Origin of the sequence: Riemerella columbina DSM 16469, from assembly GCF_000374405.1 — a bacterium.
Classification (GTDB): Bacteria; Bacteroidota; Bacteroidia; order Flavobacteriales; family Weeksellaceae; genus Riemerella; species Riemerella columbina.
The window spans coordinates 1-22,037 of sequence record NZ_KB894222.1 but is presented as its reverse complement, the minus strand read 5'-3'; the positions used below and the strand labels follow the sequence as shown (position 1 = coordinate 22,037).

Annotated in this window: 16 protein-coding genes and 1 pseudogene; 6 read left to right on the top strand and 11 right to left on the bottom strand. The window is 33.4% G+C overall.

The genetic code is table 11. The features are described 5' to 3' along the window. Positions 1–60 precede the first annotated feature (60 nt). The 9 genes from C237_RS14810 to C237_RS12810 form a co-directional block, all read right to left on the bottom strand. A complete protein-coding gene (locus C237_RS14810; RefSeq protein WP_018675065.1) occupies positions 61–2,571 on the bottom strand; it encodes an exopolysaccharide transport family protein in 2,511 nt (836 codons plus the stop codon). Between the two features lie 5 nt (positions 2,572–2,576). Next, a complete protein-coding gene (locus tag C237_RS0103260) occupies positions 2,577–3,440 on the bottom strand; it encodes a polysaccharide biosynthesis/export family protein (protein WP_018675064.1) in 864 nt (287 codons plus the stop codon). Between the two features lie 26 nt (positions 3,441–3,466). Then, entirely contained in the window at positions 3,467–4,582 is a 1,116-nt protein-coding gene (locus tag C237_RS0103255; RefSeq protein ID WP_018675063.1) for a glycosyltransferase family 4 protein, read from the bottom strand. Positions 4,583–4,597: 15 nt separating this feature from the next. Then, positions 4,598–5,713: an EpsG family protein gene (locus C237_RS0103250; RefSeq protein WP_033398567.1), complete on the bottom strand. Its 1,116-nt coding sequence runs from the start codon at positions 5,711–5,713 to the stop codon at positions 4,598–4,600. A 9-nt stretch (positions 5,714–5,722) separates the two neighbouring features. Beyond that, positions 5,723–6,712, bottom strand: coding sequence for a glycosyltransferase family 2 protein (locus C237_RS0103245; RefSeq protein ID WP_018675061.1), 990 nt, complete (start codon positions 6,710–6,712; stop codon positions 5,723–5,725). Beyond that, positions 6,709–7,482 carry an SGNH/GDSL hydrolase family protein gene (locus tag C237_RS0103240; RefSeq protein ID WP_018675060.1) on the bottom strand — a complete coding sequence of 258 codons (774 nt, stop codon included), beginning with the start codon at positions 7,480–7,482 and terminating at the stop codon, positions 6,709–6,711. The genes C237_RS0103245 and C237_RS0103240 overlap by 4 nt, the downstream gene beginning before the upstream one ends. Beyond that, complete coding sequence (locus C237_RS0103235; RefSeq protein WP_018675059.1) at positions 7,479–8,561, bottom strand: arginase family protein; 1,083 nt, start codon at positions 8,559–8,561, stop codon at positions 7,479–7,481. The genes C237_RS0103240 and C237_RS0103235 overlap by 4 nt, the downstream gene beginning before the upstream one ends. A gap of 21 nt (positions 8,562–8,582) precedes the next feature. After that, complete coding sequence (gene topA, locus C237_RS0103230) at positions 8,583–11,102, bottom strand: type I DNA topoisomerase (protein WP_018675058.1); 2,520 nt, start codon at positions 11,100–11,102, stop codon at positions 8,583–8,585. Between the two features lie 66 nt (positions 11,103–11,168). Then, positions 11,169–12,701, bottom strand: coding sequence for a hypothetical protein (locus C237_RS12810; protein ID WP_018675057.1), 1,533 nt, complete (start codon positions 12,699–12,701; stop codon positions 11,169–11,171). 173 nt (positions 12,702–12,874) lie between these two features. Between C237_RS12810 and C237_RS0103220 the strand changes: the two genes are divergently transcribed. From C237_RS0103220 to C237_RS0103195, 6 genes are all read left to right on the top strand, one after another. Next, positions 12,875–13,900 carry a rod shape-determining protein gene (locus C237_RS0103220; protein ID WP_018675056.1) on the top strand — a complete coding sequence of 342 codons (1,026 nt, stop codon included), beginning with the start codon at positions 12,875–12,877 and terminating at the stop codon, positions 13,898–13,900. A 15-nt stretch (positions 13,901–13,915) separates the two neighbouring features. After that, positions 13,916–14,770 (top strand): rod shape-determining protein MreC, encoded by an 855-nt coding sequence (gene mreC, locus C237_RS0103215; RefSeq protein ID WP_018675055.1) that lies wholly within the window; start codon positions 13,916–13,918, stop codon positions 14,768–14,770. After that, complete coding sequence (locus tag C237_RS0103210) at positions 14,760–15,269, top strand: hypothetical protein (RefSeq protein WP_018675054.1); 510 nt, start codon at positions 14,760–14,762, stop codon at positions 15,267–15,269. Before mreC ends, C237_RS0103210 begins: the two co-directional genes overlap by 11 nt. Continuing rightward, entirely contained in the window at positions 15,266–17,296 is a 2,031-nt protein-coding gene (locus C237_RS0103205) for a peptidoglycan D,D-transpeptidase FtsI family protein (protein WP_018675053.1), read from the top strand. The genes C237_RS0103210 and C237_RS0103205 overlap by 4 nt, the downstream gene beginning before the upstream one ends. 3 nt (positions 17,297–17,299) lie before the next feature. After that, positions 17,300–18,547: a rod shape-determining protein RodA gene (rodA, locus tag C237_RS0103200; RefSeq protein ID WP_018675052.1), complete on the top strand. Its 1,248-nt coding sequence runs from the start codon at positions 17,300–17,302 to the stop codon at positions 18,545–18,547. 93 nt (positions 18,548–18,640) lie between these two features. After that, complete coding sequence (locus C237_RS0103195) at positions 18,641–19,522, top strand: NAD kinase (protein WP_018675051.1); 882 nt, start codon at positions 18,641–18,643, stop codon at positions 19,520–19,522. A 46-nt stretch (positions 19,523–19,568) separates the two neighbouring features. Here the strand turns inward: C237_RS0103195 and C237_RS0103190 are convergent. Both C237_RS0103190 and C237_RS12805 read right to left on the bottom strand, forming a co-directional pair. Next, positions 19,569–21,746, bottom strand: a pseudogene (locus C237_RS0103190) (peptidase domain-containing ABC transporter); the annotation flags it as partial. 50 nt (positions 21,747–21,796) lie between these two features. Then, on the bottom strand, positions 21,797–22,037 hold a 241-nt coding region (locus C237_RS12805; RefSeq protein ID WP_018675049.1), incomplete at its 5' end, for a transposase.

Here is a 22,037-nt window from a genome sequence, read left to right as displayed (position 1 = left end):
CCTAGTGGCTTATAAAAATGAATAACCCTTCTCTGTTTTGAAAAGAAGGGTTATGTAGGGTTAGTTTTTATTAAATAAACTTTGAATTTTATTTCTAATCTTAATGATTAGAGGTTCTTTATAGTTTTTATCTTCATCGAAATAGCCATAGCCATAGCCATAGCCATAACCATAACCATAACCATAACCATAACCATAACCATAACCTTTTTCTTGGCTATAGTCATTGTAGATAAGTCCTAAATTTTTTACTTCATGGTTATGATATTTATCAATTAGCATTTTCAGCATGTACTTTTCAGTGTATTCGTGTCTTACGACATAGATATTGGCATCTGTATGTTTCATCAATTCAAACGAATCTGCTACAAGTCCTACAGGGGGTGAGTCTATAATAATGAAGTCGTAGATGCTTTTTAAGTCTTCAATAAATTGGATGTTTTTATCACTCATTAACAATTCGGACGGGTTAGGAGGAATAGGTCCTGACGTTGCCACATCTAAAGTTGGAATTTGCGTTTTATTAATCATTTGCTCCATGGATATTTCTCCAGTTAAAAAATTAGAAATACCATATTGATTATTGATTTTAAAATCACCAAAAATCTTAGGCTTTCTTAAGTCCATTCCAAGAAGAATTGTTTTTTTACCACTTAAAGCCAATACAGAAGCAATATTAATGGAAGCGTAAGTTTTTCCTTCCCCACTAATAGAAGAGGTAGTAAGAATAACTTTTCCGATACCATCATTTTCATCTTTGTAGAGAAATCTAAGATTGGCCCTAACCCCTCTAAATGCCTCTGATACAGAGGATTTTGGTTGATCTATAACCGTTAAGTTATTTTCATTGGTATTTTTACCAATAACTCCCAATAAAGGTATTTTAGTAGCATTAATTACTTCTTTAATATTTCTTACTTTACTATCTAATAAGGTACTAAGCAAAATAATTAATAATGGAATAGATAGTAGTCCTCCCATCACTGTCATTTTAAACATAGAAGTATTAGGGCCTACTGGACCTTGTCCCAGGTCTTTTGCCCAGTCAATTACATTAATTTCAGATTGTCCTACAGCCAATCTCATTTCCGCTTTGGCTTGCTCTGCTAATAATGTATTATAGGTTGTTTCGTTGATTGTATAACCTCGTTCAGCATCAATAAGTTTTTGTTGCTTGATAGGGAATTTTCTGAGTTCAGATTCTAATTGGCCGAGTTGTGAGTTGATTTTATTAATCTCGTCAGCATAGATTGAATAGTAGTTACCCAAAGTTCCTGATGATTTCCCTCTAGCTTCCCTAATTAAGCGATTGATTTCTTTCATCGGCTCAGACTGAGGCGTATATATGGTTTTATAGAGTTCTCTTTTTTCTATAAGGAGTTTTAGTTCTGATACGGAGGCCATAAAATTTCCATCCTCTATCCCCGCAGCATTGATATTAATTACACTTTCAATATCTTTATTCATTGAAGAACGAATATTGTTAAGCGCATTAATTTGTGTTAAGAGTTCTGCTTTTTTAGTTTCTAGATCTTTAATTTTTTGAAGCATTCCACTTATATCACCATCTGTCTGTACAATATTTTCATTAATTTTAATATTGTTTAGACCTGTGGCAGAGGAGTCTAGCTTAACCTTTGCACTGTCTAAGTTTTTCTTAATAAAAGCAATGGTATTTCTATCCACCATCCCTTGGTCTTCTTTTCTTTTTTCAATCAAAGCTTTTACACTATTATTAAGAAAATTAATCGTAGATTTAAGGTTATAATCCTTTTTCGCAATCATCATAATAGACTCTAATTCATTGTCAAAAGAAACATCTATATTTCGGGTATTTTCTTTTACTGTTTGGTCTATACTTTTGAGTGTGATGATGATATTATCATAATCTATAGAAATTGGATTTGGATTTTTCACCAATCTAAATTTAAAATAAGGTGAAACAAACCATTCTCCTACTTTTAGTGTTTTTTTCGATGGCGAATGGGGGGTAGGAACATCAAAAAATGCTTCAGATTGATAGTTATACAATTTGCTAGGTAGCATTTCTTGAAGTTGAATTTCATATAAATCCCCTTTTTTTGGAATAATTGTTATAGGGCTATTCGTAGCTTGTAGATGAGATTTATCAATTTCTATATAAAATGGTACATCTTCCTTATCTAAGATTGTTTCTTTAATTTTACCCTTGGTAGTATAATTTATATATAGATCTAGTTTTTTAGCCAAAAACTCGTTATGCGTTCTTGAGAGAATTAATTTTTTAAGATATAAACCTTGTTGGTTACCAGACTGCCCCCATATAAAGTTAATAGACTGCTGTGTAGGAGCCAAATAATTGGCAGAATTACTAGAAATACTCAATGTAAGCTCTGATTGGTATATATACTGAATATAATATTTTTGGTAATAATAATTAATGGCGTATCCTATAATACCCAATAGGGCAAACCAATACCAATTTCTAATTAGTCTTCTAAGAAAAAACTCTATATTGAAAAGGCTAAAATTACCTACCTCACTCTTTTCTTGAGAATCTTTTTTACTATTATTTATCTTTTCTGGAATCATTGAGTTTAAAATCTTGAAATTAATAAATATACAGATAGCGCCGTTGTAATTAAAGATACTCCAGTGGTTAAAGTTTGTATTGGTTCTTTACCGAATCCGTAAAGACTCTTAGATCTAGTACTAAGGTAAATCATATCACCATTTTGTAGCCAAAAATAAGGAGAGTTCATAATGTCGTCTCTGGTTAAATCTAACTTGACCCGCTTAATACCTTCTGGATATTTTCTTTGGAGAATAATATTTTTTCTATCAATGGTTCTATCCAATCCTCCATTTTGAGCAATAGCTTCTGTGATGCTTAGCATGGGGGTATAAGATTTTTTTTCACCAGATAAGTTGCCTCCAGTTTCTACATCGGTTAGCATATAGTAGGTTAACCCATCCAAGTTTAATCTAACCTGTGATTTACCCACTAAAAAATTTTCATTAACTTTATCTTGAATATCTTTTTGAATGTCTTCTATCGTTCTATCCACTGCTGGAATTTCACCAATACCAAAGATATCTATATTACCATTTGAATTGATTTTTAATCCATTGAAGTAAATAGTAGCATTTCCACCACCTGTCCTAATGCCATTGTTTCCACTATTAGTTACTACATTCTGGTTTGCACTTTGACCTTCTGAAGAGCCATATAAAGAGGAATAAAACTGTGCTGCATCACCTTTGGGTGTTGTAACTATACTAAGAGAAAGCATATCGGTTTTATTGATTTTATAAGGTTGATCACTATAAGGAATCAAACCATATTCGTTTATGGCTAAATGTTCATTGGGTTGTAGATACCTTACCTCCTTAGTTGTTAAACAACTGACATTAATAATAGCAAGTAATATGAATAGAAAATATAATTTTAAATTTTTCATAAAAAGTCTTTTTGCAAAAGTACGGTTTATTTATTTTGTTTCAAATACAATATAATGGTTGGGATAAAAGTACCTAAGAAACCTAATAAAAGAGAAACAAATAATAAAAGATTTATATTGATATGTCTCAGGTAGTAGACAACCATAATAATAAAAAAATAATATAATAATATATATAAGGTGGCTCTTTTATGGGTAAGTCCAAGTTTAAGTAATTGATGATGGATATGGTTTTTATCTGCCTCTAATGGAGATCTTTTATTAATTATCCTTTGAACAATAACCTTTAATGTATCCACCATTGGTAGTATTAGTATACTAAATGCAATTACAGGGGTCGTTTTAAGATGATAATGGATGTTAGAAGCATGATAATCATTTTCTATAAATAAATCAATAAAATATATGGCAGTAAAACTGAGTAAAAAACCAATTAGCATAGAGCCTGTATCCCCCATAAAAATTTTTTTGTTTTTATCCGATAGATTATAATATAAAAAGCCAAGTAATGCTCCAATAATAATCATACATAATACAACCATTGGATAGTTTGGTGCACCTAATCGATAATAACTGATTCCAAAAATTGTACAACAAGCTATGGCATAGGAGGCGGCAAGCCCATCAATCCCATCAATTAGGTTAAAAGCATTAACTATAATAATAATAGTAACAATACTAAATACTACACTTATTAAATAATGAAGTTCATATATCCCAAATAGTCCAAATAAGCTTCTAATCCTTAAATCGGAACCTATAACCATAAGAGCCGCAACTAATATTTGTGCAAAGAGTTTTTTATAGGCTCTCATAATGATAATATCATCCATCACTCCGATGTAAAACAAAATGACTAATGTAGGAAATAAAAATTTGTAAGTGTCAAAGAGTTCATAGGCAAATATAGGGGTACAGATACCAATAGAATAAAATAAAGCGATACCTCCTAGATTAGGAACTTTCCTTTGATGAGAGCTTCTAATTCCGGGTTCATCCATTAAATTTTTTCGTTTAGAAATTTTTAAAATGGTAGGAATAGCATAAAACGATAGGCCTAATGATAAAACCAATGATAAAATGGCCTTTATATAAAATAAAGGAACACCAAAATTCATTATGATAGAGTCAATAAACTGCATTAGATTTAATATTTATTACCAAAGAAAATTATGATATCTTTCAAATGTATACCCCACCTTAGATTGCATTACAGCATATACAAAATAATAAAAAATTATATATCCAATCAAAAAAATATGCAAAAATCCTCTTAGTTTAATACTTCTTATTGATGCTATGATATTAGGAATAACCATTACCATAAAAATCATAAAAATCATTGCTAATCTTGAAGAAAATATAGGACTCCCTCTAAAAATGAAATATAAACAAATCCCTATAAAACCTATATTTCGCATATATTCATAATAGGGGATTTTTTCACAGGCTTCTTTATTATAAGAAATTAAAAAATAAGAATACATCAAACATATTAAATCCGAAAAACTTATTTTATTGGTATTTCCTTCTATCATTTCGTAATTTGAAAAACCTTCATAAACTTCAGCGGGAGCGATACTGTCTAGTAATGAAATGTAATTATAGATTTGAAAAGGAGATAATATTATACAAATGATTAACAATACGATCATATGTGTCCTATTTATAGGGATAATGGCAACCCAGTATGCAAATATAAATACAAAAGCGGACTTATGAAACCCCATAGCCAAATATATCATCAATAAAAAAGGAAGAAGTTTTCTCTTTTTTATAAAATAGAAAGAAAATATCAAAATAGACATGGCTACCGCTTGCCTCATATGACCTCCGTCTGCAGAAAAATAAGAAGGGAACATATATAGCAATAAACTCAATGAAGGGTATACTACAGAATTTTCAAAAGTAAAATATTTAGGCAGAATTGATAAACAGGCGATAAAGAATGTGAATAAAAAAAATGGAAATTGAGCTTGATAAAATAATTTACCAATTAATACATACAGCCATTCAATCTCTAAAGTTTTTTTCCCAAATATTGCTTTATTAAATATAGTAGAATATTCGGTTTTTTTTCCAAAGTATTGGTACATCCTAAAATACTGGGGATAATCGGCGCCCACCCATTCTCTAAAACCCACTAAAAGAATCATTACAAATACTATCACCCATACAGCCTTATAATTCTTATAATTATTAACTTCCATAAAGCTAAAAAAAATAAGAACAATAGTAACTATTGTGAAAACAGGATGTAGAAATGTAATCATATGATTTACTTACATAAATTTCCTAATAATTTTACCCAAACCTAAAAAATAAATCATATAGTAGATTCTTTTTTTCAAAGGCAAAGATAAAAGATAATTCTTATTAAATCTTCTATACATAAGAATTTCTTTAAAACTAATTTTTCTATCGCTTATAAACCTTTCGAGTCTATTGGACATCATATTGTAAGTGGACTCGTCTTTTACAAAGGCTAAATAAGCTAAAAACGTATAGACGCCTTCTAAAATCTGAAACCCATTAAGTTCTTTTTTAAAGGACTTATATTTGGAGTTATAAAATTGCTTTTCTACGGATTCTACCGCATTTAAAATATCTAGCCCCCGCTCTGTATGTGTTTTGGTAATAGAATCCGAGCGTTCCAAATATTGATAATGGTAATTTTGGGTTTGGGCAATAGTATCACATTCTAATAATAACCTAGGAATCAATTCAATATCTTCAAAATGAATTCCTTTTTTAAATCTTTTACTCCTAAATAAATCTTTATGAAATAATTTATTACACGCAAAATAACTGATGTCCGAAAATACTGAAAAATGTTCTTTTAAAATTATGTTCTCTGGTAAATGTGGAATTTGAGTTAATTTTTGAGTAACTTCACCATGCTCATTTACCTTTTGTAAATTACAAATAACCATTTGAGCGACATTTTTTTTAGCTAAGGTGTACATTTCTTCAAACATGGTTGGCGTAACAAAATCATCACTATCTACAAAACCTATATACTCACCTTGTGCTCTATCCAGCCCGTAATTCCTAGCATCACTCAGTCCACCATTGCTTTTTGAATAGATTACAATTTTTTCTGGATAATTTTTCTGATACAGCTCCATAATAGATTTGGAACCATCTGTGCTACCGTCATCTATAACCAATATTTCTATCTCCTCTAAAGTCTGTGCTACTAAAGAATCCAAGCATTTTGAAAGGTACTGCTCTACATTATAAACAGGAACTATGATGGATACTTTCTTCATTGTTGATGCTGTTTCAAGTCATTATGTATTACATTGGCTATCTCTTCTATCAACCTATCGTAGCCTTCGTCGTTTAAATGAAGAGGGTCGGTATATAGCTTCTTTGATTCGTTATATCCTTCGGATACTTTTTCATAATCAATAAAGATAATTTTTTTATCTAAATGCTGATTTTTTAAATACTGATTTAGTTCGTTTCTATAAGAAATAGTATTATAAATATTGCCATTGTCATCAAGCTCTTCAAAAATTATATTTGCAGATTTGCTGATAATATTTTTTTGGTCATTATTTTCCTTTAAGCCTACTTTAGGTAGTTCCAATATAATTGGAGTGATATTTTTATTGAGCAGGTAATCAATGATCAGTGTCATATGATAGGCATAAAATTTTTTCCCAGTATGTCTTGCAGAATCATTTACTCCTGCTAAAACAATACAATATTGAGGATTTTTATCAAAAATATTTTGAAAAGAAAATGTGTCGTCATTTTTATTGAAAAAATCAGAATAAATTTCTTTTGTAGTTGCTCCTGGATGCCCCAAATTATTAACCTCAAATGAATCTTTTTTCATTTTTAAAGCTAATTTTTCGGCGGGAAACCTACTTGCCCAACTATCTCCAATAATAGCGATTATTCTATTTTTAGTAGTTGACATTGCGGTTTTATATTTTTCTTTTTTAGAATAAGAATACTTATTGAAAATTCTATAACTACCAAAGATTATCCCAATTAATACAAATATGTAGACAATTTGTTTTATTTTCATCGACTTAAAAATTTAGCGAGTCTTTTGGATAAATATCCTTTTTTAGCATTTTTATAATCTTGTTCTGTACATGGCAGACATTGATTTACAGAATCGCTTTCTCCAAAATACCAGAGATTGGTAAATGCTTCGCGTTTAAATTCCAGTGATTTTGAATCTATCAGCACAACATAACGCTCTAATTGTTGCTCTTTGGGATGTGATTTTTGGATGCTTATCCCTTCAAATAAATACCATAGCATTTGAGATAGTAAGGCTCTTTGCTTATCATCATCTGTACTAAAGTTGTAATTAAATATCCCTAGTGCAGCAAATTCTTGCCCCATTCCAATTTCTTTGGCTAATCCACAAGCCTCCCTAGAGTTGAGTCCATTAACTTGAGGATTCTGAGAAAAACTCCCTCCAATACTTTGTATAGCATCACAACTTAAAGTTACTAAATTAGAGCGTCTTAAAAAAGGTTCCGCATTATTAATATGCTGCATCATAGCGGATAGGCTCAGGGCTTCGGCATCTATATTATTAAGTAATTCTACCGAAGGTTTTTCATTGAGATGTCTCTGATAGCCTAAATGATAGTAAGTTTTGAGTTGGGCTTCATTAGAAGTTAGTATTTTACTCAATACATTCTTTTCGGAAAGTGGTTTTTCAGCATTACCTAGATGGATAAACGCATCAATGTGGGTATAGTTTACGGTATTATTAGTCTTACCCACAGCTTTGTACATAGGGTAAGCCATATCTTTCCCACTTCCAATAATAACGGGAATACTATCTTCTTCTAAACATTTTAAAACCAATTCTTCAATAATACAATGCGTATCTTCTAAAGTACGCCCCGTAATGATGTCGCCCAAATCCCCAATAGTAATCTGCAAGTCATGTTGAGACAATTGGTACAACTGACTTCTAATACTGCTAAAATCATTCATTTTGGCATCACCACCATAGCCCCGTTCGTCCGAGCAGAACATCAGCGTCACGCCGCCTTTTGCAATATCTTTGGAAATGATATGCCCTAATTGCCAAGCTTTAACTTTAGGACGATCAGGTTCAACTAAAACATCATCTAAATTCATATACTAATGTGAAGAAAGTTATTATTTCTTTTTAGTTGTTTTTCTTTTGGTTGTTGTTTTCTTTGCCGAAAAAGCAGAGGAGTCTTGTGCGGTAATCCATTTTTTTACCTTATCTAAAGCAATGTCTTTCAGCTCCTCAGCCGTATATTTTTCGTCTGATTTTGTTTTCGGTATTTTGAAGTTTTTCTTTTTAAACTTAATGAATGGTCCCCATCTACCGTTTTCAATAGAAATGCCCTCCTCATCCCATTGTTTGATGTAGCGATTGGCCTCTTTTTCAAGTTTTGCTTCTATTAATTCGTGAATATCCTCATTGGAAAGATTATCGAAATCGTATTTTTTAGGGACATTCACAAAGATATTTTTATACTTTAAGAATGGTCCAAACCTTCCCACACCTTTAGTTACAGGCTCTCCTTTAAAACTTGCAATTGGAGCATCGGCTAATTTTTTTTCCTTGATAAGCTCTTCTGCTCTTTCTTGGTTAACGCTTAATGGGTCTTCGCCTTTAGGAATACTAATGAAAGTATCTCCCCATTTAACATAAGGTCCAAATCTACCTACGGCAACAGATACAGGTTTCCCATCTACCGCTTTGAGGTCGAAAGGCACTTTAAATAAGTCTAAAGCCTCCTCTAAAGTAATGGTGTTGATATTTTGATGCGCCATTAGTGATGCAAAGACTTGATTTTCATCTTCACTATCTCCAATTTGTGCCATAGGACCATAGCGCCCTATACGCACCAAAATGACTTTTCCAGTTTTAGGGTCTTTCCCTAAGATTCGCTCACCTGAAGCTCTATCGGCATTTTCTTCTACATCTTTTATATTCGTATGGAATTTTCCGTAGAAGCCAGACATCATTTCTTTCCATTTTTCATCACCGTGAGCAATATCATCAAAATCTTGTTCTACTTTTGCGGTAAAGCCATAGTCTAATATTTCGGCAAAGTTTTCTGTTAAGAAATCATTTACGACAATACCAATATCTGTAGGGACAAACTTGTTTTTATCACCACCGTAGTTTTCTTTTAAAATGGCTTTGTCTAGTGTTTTAGGTGTTAAAGTCATTTTCATAATTTCCCGCTCCTGAGGTAGAATCTCCCGTTTGTCTACATATTCTCTGTTTTGTATAGTTTGAATTGTAGGGGCATAGGTAGATGGTCTACCAATACCTAATTCTTCTAATTTTTTAACTAACCCCGCTTCTGTAAATCTAGAAGGGTGCTTACTAAATTTTTCGGTAGCGGTAATAGTTTTATAGTCTAGAGCCTCACCTACTGATACTTTAGGAAGGAGTTTGCTATTGTCTTCTGTGTCCTCGTCTTCAATTGTATGGATACCATAGGCTTTTAAAAATCCATCAAATATGATAACTTCACCTTGAGCTTCAAAATGTTGAGGTAGTGTTTTATCGCCAATTTCAATTATTGTTTTTTCTATCTTGGCATCCGCCATCTGACTGGCTAAAGTTCTTTTATAAATCAATTTATAAAGACTATTAAGCTGACTGTCGCTTACTGTTTTAACCCCAAAATCTGTTGGTCGAATGGCCTCGTGGGCTTCTTGGGCAGAAGAAGATTTTGTAGTATAATTTCTCGGCTTGGAATAATCGTCGCCAAATTCTTTTATAATTTGAGATTTTGCCCCATCAATTGCTTCTTTGGATAAATTGACAGAGTCGGTTCTCATATAAGTGATATAACCTTCTTCATAGAGCCTTTGCGCTATTCTCATAGTGGTTGCTACACCATAGCCGAGTCGGTTAGAGGCCTCCTGCTGCAAAGTAGATGTGGTAAACGGTGCTGAAGCAGTTTTTTTGCCTGGCTTCTTTTCTACATTTAAAACTTTAAAGTTGACAGATTGTGCTAATTTTAAAAATTGCTCCGCGTCTTGTTCTTTCTTAAACTCTTTTTTTAGTTTTGCTGAAATTTCTTGGGAATGGCTGGTAGAAAATATACCTTCAATTTTGAAGTTAGATTGCGGTTCAAAGGCTTGAATTTCTTTTTCCCTTTCTACAATTAGCCTTACCGCTACCGACTGAACCCTACCTGCCGAAAGTCCTGGTCTTATTTTTTTCCAAAGTACAGGTGACATCTCAAAACCTACAATACGGTCTAGCACTCTTCTGGCTTGTTGGGCATTCACTAAGTTTTTGTCAATATCTCTGGGGTTTTCTATAGCCTTTAGAATTGCGTTTTTTGTAATTTCGTGAAATACAATACGCTTGGTTTGTTCTTTTTTTAGTTTTAGTTCTTCGGATAAGTGCCATGCAATAGCTTCTCCTTCGCGGTCTTCATCGGAAGCGAGCCAAATGGTATCTGCCTTTTTTACCGCTGCTTTTAACTCGGATACTATTTTCTTTTTATCGCTAGAAACTTCATAATCTGGCGTAAAGGTTTCCAAATTAATACCCATTTCTTTTTTGGGTAAGTCTCTGATGTGTCCAAAACTGGATTTCACTTCATAATCTTTACCTAAATATTTCTGGATGGTTTTGGCTTTCGCTGGTGACTCAACGATGACTAAATTCTTTGGCATGCGGATTTGTTTTTTGCAAAAGTATGAACTTTTTAATTAATGATTCTAATCACCTTTACAACGAGTTTAATGTTCTACTCTTTTATAAAGGTAATAGTCCTGTCCAATAGCCCGAATTGAATACACAATATTTATAGGGTAGGGTGCAGACTTATGTACTTGGTCTATTGGGTAACTTTTAATTAGTTTATACTTTTTATTGAAATCATTTTGTTGAGCTGGAGTCATTTTATATAACTTGTTTTCTCCTGCTTTAGCACCAATAGTTAGTACATAGGTAGGGTTGTTATGATTAATTAGGTTGATCCAAGCTTCATCAAAGTTGGCAATCATTTCGTTAGTCATTTTTTTATCCACTAAGCCTACCTCATCCCATGTCTTTAGTCTGGTGTAAAAAGGAATTTTTCCTGCAGGCTCTAGGACGATACTTTGGTTTTTATTAGCATTTAAACTTTTAAGATCCCTTACAATCTGCATTCTTTGCGTATTTTCCATATACCCAATACTTAGAGACTGAATATATTGAAAACTTGCAAAGGCTATAAATATAAATACTGATAATATTTTAAGGGTTTTAGTTTTTAAGACAAATTCTATCAACACATAGATCCAAATACTCGCCATAAAGACTCTCGGAAGCCAATAATACCAGTCAAAATAGGCTCTTAGAAATACAAAAATTAAGATCTTGGCTGTTGCAAATGATAGAATAGTAATGATGATATGAATTCTTTTCTTGTAGACCTCCTTGTTTAGTACAAAAAATAATAAACAAAGGGTCAATACAAAATAAGTGTAAAATAAGACCATAGTAATGGTTCCTGACATTCTTAAATAACCACCATAATACGCTAACTGATTGATAAACTCATTAAAATCAAACCCTTTATTATTAGGATAGGCAATTTTTTTAGCAACTATGGTATGGTTTACAATATCTCCAAAATACCAATAGTTAAATGTAAGCACACTCAATATCCCAATGACTCCTCCAAAAAAGAAATATGGGTTAATTCTTCTAGTGATAATTATCGTATAAAGTCCAAAAATCCCTAAAAATATAACTGTATCTAAACGCGTCCATATTAACAATATAGGTAAGATGAAAAAACATAATTTGGTTCCTTCTTTTATAGCATATTTTATAAAAATACAATACAATAGAAATAATATACCATATTCCATTCCCAATACAGAAGCCATAATGGCTGGTGGTATTAAATTTAATAAAACTACAAATAAAAATATTTTTGAACGCTCGCTGAAAAATACTTGAGCTAAAAATAAACTCCCTAGCCCAAACATTAAACTATTAAATAGCTGTATAGTATACACGAATGCATCACCAGAAAGCCATTGAATCAGTGCTGAAATGAACACATATAAATGCGTAGTAGATGCTGAAATAGGTTCAGTTCCGTTAAAACCTATTACTCCATAATCTAATAAATTTTGTGCTACATTCCAAGTAATAAAGGCGTCCTCCTGAATATGGTGTGTGAATAAAAAGGGAGTCTTGATTAATAAAGTAACCAAAATTAAAAATAAGTAAAATTTAGGTTGATCTCTTTTTCCTGTATAATATAGTTGCTTGTCCATTTATAATAAAACTGATATTAATTAATTTACAAAATTATGGAAAAATATGTATATAAATCTAATAGGCAGATTATAAACTTATTTCTCAATTTTAACAATTTTTTAAAAACTATTTATCTTATAATAAGTCTAATTTCATATCTTTGTAGACTAAAATAATTTATACAGAAAAAATGGGATTATTTGATTTATTCACGCAAGAAATAGCCATAGACTTAGGGACTGCCAATACCCTAATTATACATAACAACAAAATTGTAATAGACCAACCTTCTATCGTGGCGGTAGAAAGACAAACGGGAAAACCTATCGCCGTAGGGGAACAAGCCAAACATATGCAAGGGAAGACCCACGAAGATATTAAAACCATTCGTCCATTAAAAGACGGTGTTATTGCAGATTTCCAAGCTTCGGAGCATATGATCAAGGAGTTTATTAAAAAGATTCCGGGGATTAAAGGTAAATTATTTCAACCAGCCCTTAAAATTGTGATTTGTATTCCTTCAGGAATTACAGAAGTGGAAAAAAGAGCGGTAAGAGACTCTGCTCAAAAAGTGAATGCCAAAGAGGTGCGGTTGATTTATGAGCCAATGGCAGCCGCAATAGGGGTAGGCATTGATGTTCAAAAACCAGAAGGAAATATGATTATCGATATCGGTGGAGGAACCACCGAAATTGCAGTCGTGGCTTTAGGCGGAATTGTGTGTGATAAATCGGTGAAAATTGCAGGAGATGTATTTACTAACGATATTGCATATTATCTAAGAACCCATCACAATCTGTTTGTAGGAGAGCGTACTGCAGAAAGAATCAAAATTGAAGTTGGTTCTGCCGTAGAAGAGTTGGATATTGATATAGAAGATATTCCGGTTCAAGGTAGAGATTTAATTACGGGTAAGCCTAAGGAAATTATGGTGGGCTATAAGGAAATCGCGCGCGCTTTGGATAAATCTATCATTAGAATCGAAGATGCCGTAATGGAAACCCTTTCTATGACGCCGCCAGAATTAGCCGCAGATATCTACAAAACAGGAATTTATTTAGCGGGTGGTGGAGCATTGCTTAGAGGGCTTGCAGATAGGTTAAGCAAAAAAACAGGTTTACCCGTATTTGTTGCCGAAGACCCGCTAAGAGCTGTAGTAAGAGGGACGGGAATTGCACTAAAAAATATGGACAAATTCAATTTCTTAATTAAATAATTTAGAGCCGCACCAATGGGGTCTATGCTGAGGTTTTTCTCTAAAAATGCCTTATTTGTTTTCTTTTTGGGACTACAATTGTTAGCCTTATGCCTTATTTTTACGAGAAATAGCGTTCAGCGATCATTCTTAGCAGCGCAAGTTGCGGGATTTAATTCATGGGTTTCGGGCTATATAGATGAAGGGACGAATTATCTTAATTTAAAGGAAATGAACGAGGAGTTGGTGGCTCAAAATAAATACCTCATGCAGCAATTGTATGGGAAGCAATCTCTAAGTCAGCCCAAAATTTATAAGGTTTCAGATTCTATTAAGGGAGGACAAAACTACACCATTATTGACGCTAAAGTGATGAATAATACCATCATTCGAAAAGATAACTATTTTACCATAAATAGAGGCAGTAGACAAGGCGTTAAAGCAAAAATGGGCGTAATTGCTCCCAATGGCGTGGCAGGAATTGTCATCAATAGTATGAACAATTATGCTTTGGTTCAGTCTATTTTAAGTGTTAATAAAATGCGTATCAATGCCTCACTAAAGAACTCGGGTTATTTTGGAACTTTAACTTGGCGGGGCGACGATGCTCGAATAATGCACTTGGCAGATGTTCCAAAATATGTTCCTATTAAGGTGGGCGATACGGTAATTACAGACGGGAAGTCGGATATTTTTCCTGCTAATATTCCATTAGGAACTATTTCTGGCTATCAGGTAGATACTAAAACTGGGTTTTGGGATATTAGTGTAGAACTTAGCCAAAAGATGGGAAATATTAAGAAAGTATATGTGGTTCAAAACCTTAAAAGAAAAGAACTTGAGCAAGTACAAGACTCACTAAGTGCTACGATAAAAAGAGATGATAAGTAGAAATATATTTACAGATTTAGTATTTTCAACACTCTTGGTTGCATTACAGATTTTTTTATTCAATCGTTTTGCAATTGCAGGAGGCTATACGCCTATCATCTATCCTGTATTGGTGTTGTTTTATCCCTTTTATAGAAATCAGTATGTGTTTTTAGGCATTAGTTTTTTGTTAGGGCTGGGAGTAGATGCGTTTTTAGGAACATGGGGGATTAATGCCTTTGCCACAACGATTATTGCTTACTTTAGAACCCTTATCTTTAGGACTTCTGTGGACAGTGGCGCGACCGATAGCTTTTCATTTCAATCCATTCGGTGGAGCCAGTTTTTATTTTTTATATTTTTCAGTTTATTCATTCATCAATTTTTAGTTCAATTCATTGAGTTTTTCAAATTTTCTAGAGTGCTTGAAATTTCACTTAATATTTTGATTACTTCAGTAGTATCATTTATTTTTGTACTTCTGTATGTATTAATTTTCAAAATCAAGCAAAAAGTTTGAAACGGTTTTTCAAAATCAATGTGGTATTGGCGATTATTGCTATAATCTTTATAGCAAGGTTGGCGTATTTGCAACTGTTTACCGATAGGTATGCACTTAATGCAGCCAATACCTCCATCAAAACAGAATACATCATTCCACAGCGGGGGATTATCTTTGATAGGAACGGTAAAATTTTAGTAGGAAATAAACCCGCGTACGAAATTGCATTCACGCAGGTACTAATGAAACCAGATTTTGATACACTTGGGTTTTGTAATTTGATGCGTATTTCTAAGCAAGATTTTATTTCTAGAATAAAAGCCATAAAAGCCGACCAATATTATTCTAAGGTTCAGCCGATGACGTTTATGAAAAACCTTAGCCGTGAGGAAATGGCAAGAATCCAAGAAATTATTTTTAAATATCCAGCCTTCAATATTGTGAAAAGACCTCAAAGAGAGTATGAAGTCAGTACTTCGGGAAATCTTTTAGGGTTTACCAATGAAGTGAATCAATACGATATTAAAAAAGATTCGGTTTACTATTTGCCGGGGGATATCATCGGAAAATCAGGGGTTGAGAAAGGCTATGAAAAAGAATTGAGAGGCGAAAAAGGCGTGCAATATATCCAAAAAGACATTAAGCTAAGAAGTGTAGGGCCATACAAAAATGGAGAACTGGATAAAGAAGTGGTTACAGGTAAAGACCTTACCCTCACTATTGATTACGACCTTCAAAGAATTGCTGAGGAAATGTTGGTAAACAAAAGAGGGGCGATTGTGGCATTAGACCCTAAAACTGGAGAAATACTCGTGATGGCTTCGGGGCCTGATGTAGACCCTATGGAAACCTTTAGTGGTTCGGATAAAAATAAAAAGATTTATCAATTGCAAACGGATAAGTTTAATATGCCGATGTTCGACCGCTCTATTCAAGCCGCATACCCTCCAGGCTCTACTTTTAAATTAGTGACCGCTTTAGCAGCTATGCAAATGGGCGTGATGACACCCCAAACGATTTTTCCATGTGGTGGAGGATTTAATTATAGAGGGCTTAGAATTAAAGGACATGGGGGAGCAGATCCACTTATCCCATCAATCCAAGTATCGAGTAACTGCTATTTTTCTTACGCTTATCTTGCTATTGTGAACAAATATCCGGGGAATCCATCTAAAGGGGTTGACGAATGGAAGGAGATTATGAATAGCTTTGGGCTCGGTGTTTATCTAAATAATGACTTAGCCGTAGGTGCTAAAGGGAGGATTCCAAGTGGAGAATATTATGAAAAAAGAATGGCAAATATTTATAAAGCCAGTGGCAGTAAGGCAAACCCTAAACAATGGGATCCATTGGCTACGGGAGCTGTGTTTAATGGAATGGGACAAGGTGATGTATTGGTAACCCCGCTGCAATTGGCAAACTATACAGCGGCGATAGCAAACAAAGGCTGGTTCTATACACCACATATCGTGAAATCAATAGATGGAAAACCCAATCCAGACCCGAGGTTCAAAAAGAAACATTATACTTTAGTTAAAGATAAGGCCTATTACGATGCGGTACTAAAAGGCATGGAAGCAGTAGTATTGCATGGTACGGGACGCTCACTAAAAACCAATGAATTTACCCAACTTGCCAAGACGGGAACTGCGCAGGTACCCCAAGGTAAGGACAACTCTATCTATACCATGATAGCCCCAGCCGAAGACCCCAAAATTGTAGTCGCTGCGGTGATGGAGCATGCTGGCTTTGGTGCCACATGGGCAGGACCAGCGTGTACGATTATTGCAGAAAAATACTTGACGGGTGAAATAAAAAGAGAGCATTTGTATAAAAAAATGGTGAATGCTAGTTTTATATCGGAATATCGAAGACAATGGGAAGCAGATTTAAAACGAAAAGGGCTATATAAAAAAGCAAATAAAGATTCGCTCTATTTAGCGAAATTAGAAGACAGTTTAAAAATGAAACTTAGCCCTAGTATTCTTAATAGAATAAAAAAAGATAGAGATTCTATAATGCTTAAAATCAACGCTAATAAATAGATTATGAATAAGACAGAGGGCATAGATAAAATTGGCATTGGGTTATACCTCATCATTTGTGTCTTTGCTATATTTAATATTTATAGTGTAAATGAAGCATTGGGACAGAAACAATTAATTTTTTTCATTATTTCTCTATTGGTCGGAGGGGGGATTTTTTCGATGAGAGCCCAATTTTTTGAGGGTATAGCGGGGTTGGTTTATATCTTTGGAGTATTATTATTGATTGGATTATTTCCCTTTGGCACCGAAATTTTAGGACAGAAAAACTGGTATAAGTTTGGAGGCATTACCATGCAACCCGTTGAGTTTGCTAAAATTGGAACTACATTAATGCTCGCCAACTATGTGGCACACCCTGATTTTGATATTAAGAACAGAAAGAATTTCCTTACCGCATTTGCCATTATCGCAATTCCCGGAGTCGTAGTGTTGATGATTCCAGATGTTGGTTCGTTATTAGTATTTATGGCGTTTGTGATCGCACTTTATAGAGAAGGATTATCGGGATGGTTTTTTGGTGTTATAGGTATTTTAGCCACGGTGTTTTTAGGAGCTTTGTATATGGAAATTACTTTAAAAATATCTCCAATATATGTCGCATTGCTTTGTGGTACTATAATTTTAGTAGTCTTAATATTCAATTGGAACAAAATTAGGTGGAGTATATTCAGTGTATTGGCTGTGGTGTTTACATTTACATTTGTGGTATTATTATCTACATTTTCCATGTATATTCTAGAAAAATTACCTAAGCACCAGCGCGAAAGAATAGAGGTTTTATACAAAGGGGAAAAAGCGTTTAGGGATACTTCGGGGTATAATCTTTTATACTCGAAAACAGCGATTGGCTCTGGTGGGCTTACGGGAAAAGGATATAAACAAGGCTCAGTAACACAAGGGAAATTTGTACCCGAGCAACAAACCGACTATATTTTTTGTACTGTTGGCGAAGAGTGGGGCTTTGTAGGCAGCGCATTGCTGATTTTATGTTATGCCGTCTTTATTGGTAGAATTTACTACCTCGCAGAGAAACAAAAAACGGTGTTCAATAGGGTATTTGGCTATTCCTTTGCGTCTATTTTGCTAATCCATTTTGGGATTAATATCGGAATGGTCATGGGGCTGTTTCCTACGGTGGGTATTCCTTTGCCTTATTTTAGCTATGGGGGAAGTTCGCTATTGGCATTTTCTATGATGACGGCTATTTTCTTTAAACTCAACTATGCAGACAAGAAAAGTTTAGTCTAAAATGGGTGTCCTAAAAAATGGGAGCCATTTTTTGCCATAAGTTTAAAATTTAAGTTGTATTTTTGAAACTCTATACAGACAAAGCATTACACTATGAAAGCGGCGATTTATTCACAAAAAAAAGATTTAGACACCTTTTTATATTTAAGTAAGTTTATTTCGGAACTAGAAAAAAGAGGGGTAGAATCTGTATTGTATGAAGGGCTTTCGGTAGATTTAGCTTTTTCTAAGCATTTTAAAACCTTTAATGACAAAGAAGAACTCAAAGCACTAGAAGTAGATTTATTTTTTAGTTTTGGGGGCGATGGAACTATACTCAACGCCTTGATATTCGTTCAAGATTTAGAAATTCCTATTGTGGGGGTTAATACGGGGCGCTTAGGCTTTTTAGCATGTTTTTCTAAGGAGGAAATATTTCAAAATATTGATAAAATTTTAGCAGGGGAAACCATTTTAAGTCGCCGTTCGGTGATTGAAGTTTCTGCGGGCAATTCCAAAATAGACTTTCCCTATGCCTTAAACGACCTCAGTATTACCAGAAAGGAAACCACCTCTATGATTACCATAGATTCTTATATTGATGATGAGTTTCTTACCGTATTTTGGGGTGATGGCTTGGTGATTTCTACCCCTACAGGATCTACGGCTTATAACCTAAGCTGTGGTGGTCCTATTATTTCGCCAAGGACAGACGATTTTGTACTGACGCCTATTGCACCGCATAATCTAAATGTAAGACCCATCATTTTAAAAGACGATGTGGAAATAAAACTGAATGTAGAAAGTAGAGTGCCAGAATTTTTATTGTCTTTAGATTCTAGACTGTATAATGTGAGTACAGACGATCCTATTACCGTTAAAAAGGCAAATTTTGAAGTTTCTTTAATGATGACCAAACGCATTAATTTCTACGAAACCTTGCGACAGAAACTGCTTTGGGGTAAAGACAAACGCACTACAGGTAGTGTCTCATAAACTGTGTAAGTTAAACATAATTTAGATATGATCGACAAAAATGAAATTATTCCCCTAATTCTAACTGGTTTTTAACCAAGTTGAAATATTCTCCTTTTTTAGAAACTAATTCGTTATGATTACCTTGTTCCACTATTTGTCCTTTTTTAAGGACTATAATTTGGTCAGCGTTCTTTACTGTAGAAAGTCTATGAGCTACTATAATCACAGTTTTACCTTTAAAAAAGGATTGTAAATTATCATGAATAACACGTTCATTTTCTGCATCAAGAGCAGATGTTGCTTCATCAAAAAATATCATTTGAGGGTTTTTATATACCGATCTTGCTATTAAAATTCTTTGCTTTTGTCCTCCTGAAATACCATTACCAGAAGCTCCTATTTTAGTATTCAAACCTAATGGTAATTCTTCTACAAAAGATTTTATATTAGCTATTTTCAATGCTTTTTTTAGCTGACCTTCATTGATTTTTTCATCACTAGTGGCAATATTTCTTTCTATTGTATCTGAAAATATAAATCCATCTTGCATTACTACTCCACAATTTTTTCTCAGTTCGATAGGCGAAATATCTTCTATATCTAATCCATTGACTTTTATTTTTCCTTTTGTGGGCTCATAAAACTTCAAAAGCATCTTTAAAAGCGTTGTTTTTCCACTACCACTTGCCCCTACAATAGCTGTTACTTTTCCTTTCGGAATATTCAGATTTATATCTTTAAGAACATAAGGTGATTGAGGGCCTTCATACTGAAAAGATACATTTTCTATTATTATACTTCCTTTTTCTGAAGCCAGTTCGTGATTATCAAAAGGCTTATGATTTTCTTTTTCTTCCTCTGGATGATTTTGAACTTCATTAAGTCTTGCTAAACTTAACTTTGCATCTTGAAGAGAACGAAAAAAAGAAATTAGCTGTCCCACTGGAGAATTCATTTGCCCTACGATGTAAGATACCCCTAATAATTCCCCAAGGGTCATGTTTCCTTGAACAACAAAATAAGCGGACAAAAAAGTTACTAAAATATTTTTAAATTGATTAATAAACTCAAAGCCAGATAACTGTACTTGATCAAGTTTTAAAATACGGATATTGATTGTAAAAAGTTTTTGCTGAATTTTTTCCCATTCTCTACGTTTGAAATCTTCAAACTGGTTAAGTTTCATTTCTGATACACCATTGATTATTTCATATATAGATTCTTGGTTTTCACTTCTCTGCTGAAAACGATGATAATCTAGGACTTTTCTTTTTCTCATCCAAAAGAACGACCACAATACAGACGTCACCGTTAACGTCATATATGTCAATAATATTCTAAAATCATAATACCATAATATGCCAAAGAAAGCAGTAAAAGTAATGACAGAAAATACTGTAAGAAGACTCTGAGAGGTTAAGAAATGTTCTATTCGCTCATGATCTTGTATGCGCTGGTTAAAATCGCCCATTAATTTCGTATCAAAAAACCGAATAGGAAGACGAAGCATTTTTCTCAGAAAATCTGAAATGATTTGTATATTAATCTTAGTACCTACTACTAGCATTATCCAATTTCGAAAGATATTGATTACAATACTCCCAATGAAAAAAGCCAATTGAGCTAATAAAATATAAGTGATAACAGATAAATTCTTTTGATTAACCCCATCATCTATTAGTTTTTGAGTAAGAATAGGAAATATCAAAGTTATTAATGTTCCTAAACTGAGTAGAAAAAACATCCACCCCATTGATTTCTTATAAGGTTTCAAATAGTTTAAAAGATATTTTATAGACACCTTTTCTTCCTTAGGTGGTTCTTGGGAAAAAAAATTGTCAGTAGGCTCTAAAAACAAAGCAACACCTTTTTCCCCATCTGAGATCCAAGAATTTTTAAATTTTTCTTCAGAAAGTGTGATAAAACCATGAGCAGGATCAGCTATTTTATATATTATTTTCCCCGTAAATATACATTTTGTTATTTTATATAAAACAACAAAATGATTTTGATTCCAATGTAAAATACAGGGTAAAAAGTCTTTACTAAAATCATTCACTTTTAGCTTTGCAGAAAAAGTATTAAAACCTATCTCAGTAGCTGCTAAACTTATTCCCAATAAAGATACTCCTTCCCGAGTAATAAAAGCTTTATCACGAAGATACTGTAAGCCAAAACTTTTGTTATAATATGAAGCTACCATAGCGAGACAAGCTGGTCCACAGTCCATTTGGTCATATTGAACGACACTATCCCTTAAAGTGTGTAAGTTAAAAAGAGATGCTTAGGTTTTTAGAGTCTTAGTCTTTGGTCAAATATAAGCATAAATTGGTTTAAAACCAACCCCCAATTTCTAATAGGCATCGACCATTTCTTAGTGGCTTCTCTTATAGAGAGATATACTGACTTCATAACCGCCTCATCGGTAGGAAAAGACATCTTGTTTTTGGTGTATTTACGGATTTTTCCATTAAGATTTTCGATTAAATTAGTGGTATAAATAATTTTACGGATTTCTAAAGGAAAGTCGAAA

What these genes read in the sequence shown, in the direction of transcription:
- C237_RS0103235 (WP_018675059.1), bottom strand. Translation starts at nt 8,561, where the DNA reads ATGAATTTAGATGATGTTTTAGTTGAACCTGATCGTCCTAAAGTTAAA.
- C237_RS0103245 (WP_018675061.1), bottom strand. Translation starts at nt 6,712, where the DNA reads ATGAAGAAAGTATCCATCATAGTTCCTGTTTATAATGTAGAGCAGTAC.
- C237_RS14810 (WP_018675065.1), bottom strand. Translation starts at nt 2,571, where the DNA reads ATGATTCCAGAAAAGATAAATAATAGTAAAAAAGATTCTCAAGAAAAG.
- C237_RS12810 (WP_018675057.1), bottom strand. Translation starts at nt 12,701, where the DNA reads ATGGACAAGCAACTATATTATACAGGAAAAAGAGATCAACCTAAATTT.
- C237_RS0103255 (WP_018675063.1), bottom strand. Translation starts at nt 4,582, where the DNA reads ATGCAGTTTATTGACTCTATCATAATGAATTTTGGTGTTCCTTTATTT.
- C237_RS0103250 (WP_033398567.1), bottom strand. Translation starts at nt 5,713, where the DNA reads ATGATTACATTTCTACATCCTGTTTTCACAATAGTTACTATTGTTCTT.
- rodA (WP_018675052.1), top strand. Translation starts at nt 17,300, where the DNA reads ATGAATAAGACAGAGGGCATAGATAAAATTGGCATTGGGTTATACCTC.
- C237_RS0103220 (WP_018675056.1), top strand. Translation starts at nt 12,875, where the DNA reads ATGGGATTATTTGATTTATTCACGCAAGAAATAGCCATAGACTTAGGG.
- mreC (WP_018675055.1), top strand. Translation starts at nt 13,916, where the DNA reads ATGGGGTCTATGCTGAGGTTTTTCTCTAAAAATGCCTTATTTGTTTTC.
- topA (WP_018675058.1), bottom strand. Translation starts at nt 11,102, where the DNA reads ATGCCAAAGAATTTAGTCATCGTTGAGTCACCAGCGAAAGCCAAAACC.
- C237_RS0103195 (WP_018675051.1), top strand. Translation starts at nt 18,641, where the DNA reads ATGAAAGCGGCGATTTATTCACAAAAAAAAGATTTAGACACCTTTTTA.
- C237_RS0103240 (WP_018675060.1), bottom strand. Translation starts at nt 7,482, where the DNA reads ATGAAAATAAAACAAATTGTCTACATATTTGTATTAATTGGGATAATC.
- C237_RS0103260 (WP_018675064.1), bottom strand. Translation starts at nt 3,440, where the DNA reads ATGAAAAATTTAAAATTATATTTTCTATTCATATTACTTGCTATTATT.
- C237_RS0103210 (WP_018675054.1), top strand. Translation starts at nt 14,760, where the DNA reads ATGATAAGTAGAAATATATTTACAGATTTAGTATTTTCAACACTCTTG.